This is a genomic window from Aquabacterium sp. UBA2148, assembly GCF_002328915.1.
Classification (GTDB): Bacteria; Pseudomonadota; Gammaproteobacteria; order Burkholderiales; family Burkholderiaceae_C; genus Aquabacterium; species Aquabacterium parvum.
The window spans coordinates 1-8,758 of the sequence record NZ_DCXA01000279.1; the positions used below are offsets into that span (position 1 = coordinate 1).

Annotated in this window: 9 protein-coding genes; 3 read left to right on the forward strand and 6 right to left on the reverse strand. The window is 65.3% G+C overall.

Going from position 1 to position 8,758, the window contains the following annotated elements:
- Window positions 1–386, reverse strand: a 386-nt coding sequence (locus tag B2W70_RS15680) for a glycosyltransferase (RefSeq protein WP_286747067.1), incomplete at its 3' end; no start/stop codon positions are given.
- Window positions 383–1,573, reverse strand: coding sequence for a hypothetical protein (locus tag B2W70_RS15685; RefSeq protein ID WP_286747069.1), 1,191 nt, complete (start codon window positions 1,571–1,573; stop codon window positions 383–385). The genes B2W70_RS15680 and B2W70_RS15685, both read right to left, overlap by 4 nt.
- Window positions 1,574–1,768: 195 nt before the next feature.
- On the opposite strand from B2W70_RS15685, the gene B2W70_RS15690 reads away from it, so the two are divergent.
- Window positions 1,769–2,974: a glycosyltransferase family 4 protein gene (locus B2W70_RS15690; RefSeq protein ID WP_286747071.1), complete on the forward strand. Its 1,206-nt coding sequence runs from the start codon at window positions 1,769–1,771 to the stop codon at window positions 2,972–2,974.
- Window positions 2,975–3,019: 45 nt separating this feature from the next.
- On the opposite strand, the gene B2W70_RS15695 is transcribed toward B2W70_RS15690, so the two are convergent.
- Window positions 3,020–3,946: a glycosyltransferase family 2 protein gene (locus tag B2W70_RS15695; protein ID WP_286747073.1), complete on the reverse strand. Its 927-nt coding sequence runs from the start codon at window positions 3,944–3,946 to the stop codon at window positions 3,020–3,022.
- A gap of 179 nt (window positions 3,947–4,125) precedes the next feature.
- Between B2W70_RS15695 and rraA the strand changes: the two genes are divergently transcribed.
- Complete coding sequence (rraA, locus tag B2W70_RS15700; protein WP_286747075.1) at window positions 4,126–4,623, forward strand: ribonuclease E activity regulator RraA; 498 nt, start codon at window positions 4,126–4,128, stop codon at window positions 4,621–4,623.
- Between the two features lie 55 nt (window positions 4,624–4,678).
- Here the strand turns inward: rraA and serB are convergent, their stop codons facing one another.
- Window positions 4,679–5,377, reverse strand: coding sequence for a phosphoserine phosphatase SerB (serB, locus tag B2W70_RS15705; protein WP_286747077.1), 699 nt, complete (start codon window positions 5,375–5,377; stop codon window positions 4,679–4,681).
- Window positions 5,378–5,452: 75 nt separating this feature from the next.
- On the reverse strand, window positions 5,453–6,133 hold the full coding sequence (locus tag B2W70_RS15710; RefSeq protein ID WP_286747079.1) for a PEP-CTERM sorting domain-containing protein: 681 nt from the start codon (window positions 6,131–6,133) through the stop codon (window positions 5,453–5,455).
- A gap of 171 nt (window positions 6,134–6,304) precedes the next feature.
- On the opposite strand from B2W70_RS15710, the gene B2W70_RS15715 reads away from it, so the two are divergent.
- A complete protein-coding gene (locus tag B2W70_RS15715; protein ID WP_286747081.1) occupies window positions 6,305–6,994 on the forward strand; it encodes a TfoX/Sxy family DNA transformation protein in 690 nt (229 codons plus the stop codon).
- Window positions 6,995–7,003: 9 nt separating this feature from the next.
- On the opposite strand, the gene B2W70_RS15720 is transcribed toward B2W70_RS15715, so the two are convergent.
- Window positions 7,004–8,758 (reverse strand): transcription-repair coupling factor (locus B2W70_RS15720; RefSeq protein ID WP_286747082.1); only part of this gene is annotated, 1,755 nt, incomplete at its 5' end.

Sequence of the window (8,758 nt, forward strand, 5' to 3'; positions counted from 1 at the left end):
GCCTCGAAGACGTGGGCTTTCAATCGTGGATCAGCGATGCCGCGCAGGATCTCGGCCGTGCGGTCCCGGCTGCCGTCCGAGCCGATGTGGATGCTCAGCTTGTCAGCCGGGTAGTCCTGCTCGAGCAGGTTCATGACGCGGGCGTGGATGTGGCGCTCTTCGTTGTAGGCGGCGATCACCACGGCGACGTCAGGCCATTGGTTGGCGTCGTTGGCGTTGGTTTGGCGCCGTCGTTCGGCCTTGCCCAACACGTAGCGCAGGTCGCGCTTGAGCTGGTGCAGCGCGGCAACCAGGGCCAGCAGCACAGGGTAGCCGGCGTAGCTGTACACCACGAGGACCCAGCCCCCGAGTGCGATGCCAACCAGGGTCAGCGCCGCCGCATTCATGCGCCCACCCGTGGGGCGTAAGCCGGACGGGGGACGACGTGATCACGGTAGGCGTTGGGGTCTCCAGTGAGACCCTGTTCTGCCGCCTTGACGATGTTGTACATCTCCCGCGCGCTCACGTAGTGCAGCTTCCAGTCGCGGCCGCAGTTGTACTTCGTCTCCATGTAGGTGAAGCAGTCGTCCATGGCCGGACCCAGCAGCGTGGGCATGTCCGGCTCTTGCGTGCCGTGGGTGTGCACCTTGACGAAGATCCACTCGGGACGGCCCTTGACGTGGATGCCGGTCTCGACCCAGGCGTCGACGCGCTGGCGCGTGGGCGGGTTGTTGGTGCGCACATCGCTGTTTTCGATGCGAGGGATCAGGCCCAGCTTGCGCTTTTTGAAATCGAAAGTCAGCGGGCCTTGCAGGATCATCAGGTCGCCACTGGGGGGGGTGCCCACGCGCACTGGCACGCCATGGTCGTGCGAGCGCGGGCGGTCCGGGTCGTCCTTGGCGTAGTAGATCTGGTTGATCGTGACGGTCTGACAGGGGTTGGGTGCTGCCGGCAGGGTGTAGTCGGCGTAGCAGCCCTCTTCGCGCAGGATGATGAGTTCGTTGTTGACGCCGCAGCCGGTGCCATCAGGGTGCGCGTTGTCCAGCGCCCAGTTGCCGTGGATGAAGGCCCAGCGCACCTGGCCCGAGACGGGGTCGACCGGCAGGGCGTCGTGGCGGTCGATCAGGGTGCGGGTGAAGCGCTGCAGCTTCTCGCGCAGGCCGGCTTCGGTGTCGTCCTCGTGGTGGAGGTGGATCTCGATCTCGCCCAGGCGCATGCGGCACAGGTCGACCAGGTCGTCCAGGTGCTCGGGGCGGTACTCTTCTTCCGGGTAGAAGAAGGTGTGCACGGGCGGGAAGCCGTCGGCGTCACGGTGCTTGGCGCACAGCTCGGGGTAGCGCTGCTTCCACTCGAGCACGCGCTTGCGTTCAACCTCGTAAGTGGGGCGCGCCCAGGCCGGCTCGTAGTGGTCGACGAAGCAGAACATCAGGTGGCGCGTGACGCCTTGCGGGGCGGGTTCGCGCCAGTCCTGTTTCAGCCAGGAGCGGAACCAGATGCCGATGTGGCGGTTGCGGACTTCTCGCGCCAGAACGACGACTGCGGCCAGGAACACCGCTGCAACCAGACCCAATCCCCAGTAGATGTGCATGTTCAATCGCGGCAGACTCAAAAGGTGGCAATGAACGCGGGTGCATCGCCGTGCGGATCGATGCGCGCGGGCCATGCCCTTTTGCCGCAGGACGGCGGCGGCCCGTGGACACGGGGAGTGCGCGGATGATAGCGGAGATTGCCTGGGGGGCAGACCGTATGATTGAGGGGGAAAACGGTCCACAACCCGGCAATACAACACATGATCAAGCGAGTTCTGTATCACCACCGCACCCAGGGCAAGGCAGTCGAGGGCGTTCACATCCGTGGCATCACGGACGCCTTGCGGGCCGATGGCACCGTGGTGGACGTGCTGTCTTTGCCGGGGGCCGACCCTTATTCGTCGCCCAAGACCCTGTCACCGACCAAGCAAGCCAAGTGGTGGATGAAGCTGGTCAGCCGCCTGCCCGAGCCCCTGTTCGAGCTGGTCGAGCTGGCTTACAACCTGGTGGCCGCTTACCGGGTGGGCCGCTACCTGCTCAAGCACCGCGACACCGAGCTCATCTACGAGCGCTACTCGCTGTTCATGTTCGCCCCGACCCTGATCGCTCGCTGGTTCGGCGTCCCCATGATCCTGGAAATCAACGACTCGGCAACGGTGTACCGTGTGCGGCCGCTGTCCTTGTCTCGCCTGGCCATCTGGCTGGAGCGCTGGACCGTGCAGCGCGCCGACGGCCTGGTGTTCGTGTCGTCGGTGTTCCGCGACCGACTGGTCAAGGCCCACGGGTGGATGGCGCCCGCCATCGTCTCGCCCAATGCGGCGAACCTGTCGCAGTTCTCCTTCACGCCCGAGCAACGCGAGGCGGCTCGCCGCAAGTGGGGCCTGGAGGGTGCGACCGTCTGTGGCTACCTGGGTGCCTTCCTGCCCTGGCATGCCATCGACCAGTTCGTCTACCGCATCGCCGATCGCCTCAAGAGCGAGCCGCAGTTGAAGTTGCTGTTGATTGGTGATGGCATCACCTCGGACGAGGTGCGCCGCTTCGTCAACGAAAAAGGCTTGCAGGCCCAGGTGATCCTGACCGGGCGGGTGGCCCACGAAGAGGTGCCCGGCCTGCTGGCCGCCATGGACCTGGCCGTGCTGCCCAGCGCAGGTGACTACACGTCACCCGTCAAGCTGTTCGAGTTCATGGCTTGCGGCATCGCGCCGATCGCCCCCGACTTCGAGCCCATCAACGAGGTGCTCAAGGTTGACGAGACGGGGTGGGTGTTCCGTGCCGGAGACCTCGATCACGCTGTTGCCTGCGTGCTGGAGCGTGCACGCCAGCCTGCTGAGCTGGCTCGGGTGGGGGCGGCGGCCCGCGAGTACATCGGCCGTGAGCGTCAGTGGTGCCACAACACGCGCCAACTCGAAGCCTTCCTGCGGGACATCAAGTCTGGCAAGGCGGTGCCGTGCCAGGCACGGTCCTGATGCAACCTTGACGCAACCTTGACGCCGAGCCCCGCAAGCGGGTGATCAGTTGGCCAGCTTGCGGCGGCTGCCGAGTTGTTCGCGCAGCCAGTTCGGCACGCATGCCTTGGCCATCAGTGGCCACGATGCGCTGGCCGGGCCATGCTTTCGCGCCTGCCAGGCGGCTTGCCATGCCTGGCGGTTCTCGCCGATCCAGAGGTGGCTGCGAGCCAGGTCGAGGTAGAGCTTGTGATAAGCCTGCTCGATGCGCTGGGCGCCGATCACGTCGCGGGCCTGCGGGTGGTTTGCCAGGAAACGGTCGTAAACCTTGAGCAACTGGTGGTAGCCGGCCACGCTGTCGTCGCCCAGGCTGCCTGGAACGGGGCGTTTGTAGACAAGCGCTTGAGTCATCTTGATCACCAGTGGGTGACGGACCAGCACACGCAGGTAGAAGTCAACGTCCTCGGCGATGCGCAGGCGGGTGTCAAAGCCACCGGCCTCTTCGAAGGCCGAGCGCCGCACCATCACCGTGGAGGTGGTCAGGTAAGGCACCAGGAAGCTGCTGTGGAAGTCGGGGATGAGTTCGTGCGGCGCGTCGGGGTTGGGTGCGCCACGCTGGATTTCGGCTTGCCGGGCGGGGTCGCTCACCGCTTCTGTGCGGCAAAAGACGCTGCCTGGGTGTTGGCGCAAGGCTTCGACCTGTTGGCGCAATTTGTCCGGGTGCCAGAGGTCATCGGAGTCCAGGAAGGCCAGGAATTCGCCGCGCGCGTTCGCCGCGCCGGTGTTGCGCGCTGCCGAGACGCCGGCGTTTTTCTGATGCACGCAGCGCACCGACGCAAAGCGCTGAACCACCTCGGCCGTGTTGTCCTTGGAGCCATCGTCGACCACGATGACCTCGATGTCGACAAGCGTTTGGCCAAGGGCCGAAGTCAGTGTCTCCGCGATGTAGCTGGCCGCGTTGTAAGCCGGGATGATGACGCTGACGATGGGCATGTGCGCAGGGGGTGGTCGGGTGGCGCGCGGAATTTAGCATGCAGCCGGCCTGCCGTGAACGCCGGGGCGCTGCGATACGATCCGGGCATTCATTTTGCGCGCGCCGTTGTCACGCTCCCCGTGTTTTTGGGGAGCGTCATGCGACCGCACCGACAGACGAACGAAGACTGGAGCCAGACATGACCGCATCCTTTGCCACCTGCGACCTGTGTGACGAGCACAAGAACAACACCGACGGCGACTTCCGGGTTTTGCCGCCGGTCTTCAAGGACTACGGGCGTCGGATCAAGTTTTCGGGCCAGGTCAGCACCGTGAAGTGTTTCGAGGACAACACCCTGGTCAAGGCAGCGGTGGACTCACCTGGCAATGGGCGCGTGCTCGTGGTCGATGGCGGTGCTTCACTGCGCCGGGCGTTGGTGGGCGGCAACCTGGGCAAGGCTGCCGCCAAGAACGGCTGGGCAGGTGTGATCGTGGATGGTTGCGTGCGTGATTCCGCTGAGCTGGCCGAGTGCGATGTGGGCATCCGAGCGCTGGCGCTGATGCCCCTGCCCACGGAAAAGCGCCAGGAGGGCCAAAGCGATGTGGCCGTTCAGGTTCAGGGTGTCTGGGTGCGCCCAGGTGACTGGCTCTACGCTGATGAAGACGGGATCGTGGTGGCCTCGCGCCCGCTGATCTGATCACCTGCCCTGCGCATCGTCGAGGGGGCGCACCATGGCACGCGCCCGTCGCCCCTCAGCGAAGCAGTTCAAGGAGGCGGTCAAGGCCGCCTTCCTGAATGGACACCATGGCCTGCTCGCGCACCTTGGGTTTGGCGTGGTAGGCCACGCTGAGTCCGGCTGCGCCCATCATCGGCAGGTCATTGGCGCCGTCGCCCACGGCGATTGCAGCCGAAGTGGGGCATCCCAGGCGGGCGCACAGCGAGATCAGGTGCTGCCTCTTGGCCTCGCCATCCACGATGTCACCGACGACCTCGCCGGTCAGCAGGCCGCCTTCGATGGCCAGCACGTTGGCGTGCGCTTCGTGCATGCCCAGGCGTGCTTTCACGCGGTCGGCAAAAAAGGTGAAACCACCCGAGACCAGCATGGTGTGCAGGCCGGCTTCTTTGGCGGCCTGCATCAGGGCCTGGGCGCCTGGGTTCAGTCGCAGTCGCTCGTCGTAGACCTGCGCCAGGCTTTCGGCAGGCACGCCTTTGAGCAGGGCCACGCGCCTGCGCAAGCTGTCCTTGAAGTCCGTGATTTCTCCGCGCATGGCCGCCTCGGTGATGGCAGCCACCTCGGCCTTCTTGCCAACGGCATCGGCGATCTCATCGATGCACTCGATGTTGATCAGCGTGGAGTCCATGTCAAAGGCGATGGCCTTGAACGAGGACCAGTTCAGCGGGGGCGTGATGCCCTGGATGGCCAGGCCAGGTGAGTGAAAGTAAGCGGACATGAAAAGAGAAATCGGTGCGCGAGGGCTGTGATTATCACAGCGCCACGGGCACCGATCGGCAGGGAGCGAGGAGGATCAGGCTTGTTGGCGGCGGCGGCGTGCGGCCACGGCGCCCACAACGGCCAGGCCCAGGCCGGCCATGGCGACGCTGCTGGGTTCAGGCACGTCGGTCACGTTGAACGCCACTTCGCCGACGCTGCAGCCCACCCAGGTGCTGCTGGACGGACACTGGCTGGCTTCCAGCTTGATGTAGCGCGTGGCAATGGCGTCCCAGTTGAACACGTCGGCGCCGTAGTCTTGGCCAGAAGCGTTGTCAGTGGGGGACAGGCTGCTGCCGAGGGTGGTCCAGGTGATGCCGTCGACCGAGCCCAGGATGTTGAGCTTGCCGATGCCATTGCCGTCTTCGTTCCACAGCGCCAGGCCTTGGGTGAAGCGCACTTCGCCAAGGTCGTAAGACACGCTGGCGGTGGAGGTGCCGAAGTTCGAGAACCACTCGTAGTAGTAGGTGGTGCCTGCGTCTTCAACGCTGAAGTCCCACACGTGCAGCGGGTTGCTGGCGATGTAGGCATCGAAGTCGGTCACGCCGCTCACGTAGTCGGTGATCAGGCCATATTGGTCGTACGTGCTGGAGATGGCGCCGATGCCGGGTGCACCAGAGACAATCTGGGCAGATTGGGCGCCGACGACCACGCCGGCTTGGGCCGACGAAAGGACGGCTGCGGACAGGGCGGCTGCGATGGCAAGCTTTTTGATCATGGTTTGCTCCGGTTTTGGGGAACCTCTCCCCTGGGGCGTTTTCAGTTACTCGGAACGTTACTGTGAATACCTCACACTTGACAACCCCTTGTTCCCGGGCCTGTGGCCTGCGTTCAACCCTTTGCCAGGAGTTTTGCCATGTCCCGTGAGCCGATCAGGCCACCCGGTGCGGTGGCGCAGCATTTCATCGACCTGATGGATCGCTTCGCTGCGGTGCGCGCGCGCGCGATGTTCGGCGGGCATGGCTTTTATCGCGATGGCGTCATGTTTGCGCTTTTGGCAAACGGGGTGCTTTATCTCAAGGTGGACGATGAAACCCGCGCGATTTTCACAAAATGCAATCTGCGGCCTTTTTCATTTGCCGCCAAGGGGCGCACGGTGCACCTCAGTTATCACGAGGCGCCGCCTCAAGCACTGGAGGATCCGGCTGAGATGGCCCAGTGGTGCGCATTGGCCTGGCAGGCTGCGCTCAGGGCCCGGGATCAGCCCCGAAACAAGCGGGGCGGCAAGTCGCCGGCGAAGTCGATCGACGCCGAGGCCATGCCTGGGGTGGCCCAGGCGGGTCGCACGGACAAGCGCGGCGGCGCCCCGGCATCAGCTGTGCCACTCGACAAGTTGCCCAACCTGGGGCCGCGCAGCGTGGCCGCGTTGGCGGCCGCCGGCATCACCAGCCTGGATGGTTTGCGGCGGCTCGGTGCGGTGAGGGCGTACGTGCGCACACGCGAGTTCAGTCCGGGCGTGAGCCTGAACCTGTTGTGGGCCCTGGAGGGGGCGCTGACCGGCCGGCCCTGGCAGGAGGTGGCCGTGGCCGACCGCGCCAGTTTGCTCATGGCGCTGGAGGATGCACAGCGCCAGGGATGAGTTGCGTGCTCAGGTTTTGAGCGGCTGCCCGAGTTGCTTGAGCAGATCGCGCACGTACTGGGCGCGGTCTTTCGGGTCTTTCAACTCCTTCTCGATGCGCAGCTTGTCGTTGCCGGCCAGCTTGATGTGGCGGTTCTTCTGCACCAGCTCGATGATGCGCATCGGGTCGATCGGCGGGTTGGGGCGGAAGGTCACGTTGATGATGCCGGGTGCGGCGTCGATCTTGATGACGCCATAGGGCTTGGCCTGCACGCGCAGCTTGTGGGTGTCGAACAGGGCCTGCGCCTGGGGTGGCAGTTTGCCGAATCGGTCGACCAGCTCTTCCAGCATGCCTTCGATCTTGTCGGCGGAGTCGGCGGTCGCCAGGCGCTTGTACAGGCTCAGGCGCACGTGCACGTCGCCGCAGTAGGCGTCGGGCAGCAGGGCGGGCGCGTGCAGGTTGATGTCGGTGTTGCTGCCGAACAGGCCCGAGGGCGAGAGCAGGTCGGGTTCTTTGCCGGATTTGAGGGCGCGCACGGCTTCGGCCAGCATCTCGTTGTAGAGCTGGAAGCCCACCTCCATCATGTTGCCGCTCTGGTTGTCACCGAGCACTTCGCCGGCGCCGCGGATTTCCAGGTCGTGCATGGCCAAGTAGAAGCCCGAGCCCAGCTCTTCCATGTTCTGGATGGCGTCCAGGCGCTGCGCGGCCTGCTTGGTCAGGCCCTCGACGTCGGGCACCAGCAGGTAGGCGTAGGCCTGGTGGTGCGAGCGGCCCACGCGACCGCGCAGCTGGTGCAGCTGGGCCAGGCCGAACTTGTCGGCGCGGGTCATCACGATGGTGTTGGCACTCGGCACATCGATGCCGGTCTCGATGATGGTCGAGCACAGCATCACGTTGTGGCGCTGGGCCACGAAGTCGCGCATGACGCGCTCGAGCTCGCGCTCGGGCATCTGGCCGTGGGCGATGGCGATGCGGGCTTCGGGGATCAGCTCGGCGAGCTTGTCGCGCCGGTTCTCGATGGTCTCGACCTCGTTGTGCAGGAAGTAGACCTGGCCGCCGCGCTTGAGCTCGCGCAGCACGGCCTCGCGGATGACGCTGGAGTTCTCGCTGCGCACGAAGGTCTTGATGGCCAGGCGGCGTTGCGGCGCGGTGGCGATGACCGAGAGGTCGCGCAGGCCTTCCATCGCCATGCCCAGGGTGCGGGGAATGGGCGTGGCGGTGAGGGTGAGCACGTCGATGTCGGCGCGCATGGCCTTGATGGCCTCCTTGTGGCGCACGCCGAAGCGGTGTTCCTCGTCGATGATGAGCAGGCCCAGGCGCTTGAACTTGACCGATTCGCTCAGCAGCTTGTGCGTGCCCACGACGATGTCGATGGTGCCGTCTTCCAGGCCCTGCATGGCGCCCTTGATTTCCTTGGCCGAGCGGAAGCGCGACATCTCGGCCACCTTCACGGGCCATTGGGCGAATCGGTCGGCGATGTTCTGGTAGTGCTGCTCGGCCAGCAGGGTGGTGGGCGCCAGCAAGGCGACTTGCTTGCCGCTGGTGACGGCCACGAACATGGCGCGCAGGGCGACCTCGGTCTTGCCGAAGCCCACGTCGCCGCAGACCAGGCGGTCCATCGGGCGCGGGCTGATCATGTCCTGGATGACGGCGTGGATGGCTGCGCGCTGGTCGGGCGTTTCTTCGAAGCCGAAGCTGGTGGCAAAGGCCTCGTAGTCTTGTGCGCTGAAGCGGAAGGCGTGGCCTTCGCGGGCGGCGCGGCGGGCGTAGAGGTTGAGCAGCTC

Bases quoted from the DNA above. Each gene is read 5' to 3' on its own strand.
- B2W70_RS15690 (WP_286747071.1), top strand. From the start codon at position 1,769: ATGATCAAGCGAGTTCTGTATCACCACCGCACCCAGGGCAAGGCAGTC.
- B2W70_RS15695 (WP_286747073.1), bottom strand. From the start codon at position 3,946: ATGCCCATCGTCAGCGTCATCATCCCGGCTTACAACGCGGCCAGCTAC.
- rraA (WP_286747075.1), top strand. From the start codon at position 4,126: ATGACCGCATCCTTTGCCACCTGCGACCTGTGTGACGAGCACAAGAAC.
- serB (WP_286747077.1), bottom strand. From the start codon at position 5,377: ATGTCCGCTTACTTTCACTCACCTGGCCTGGCCATCCAGGGCATCACG.
- B2W70_RS15710 (WP_286747079.1), bottom strand. From the start codon at position 6,133: ATGATCAAAAAGCTTGCCATCGCAGCCGCCCTGTCCGCAGCCGTCCTT.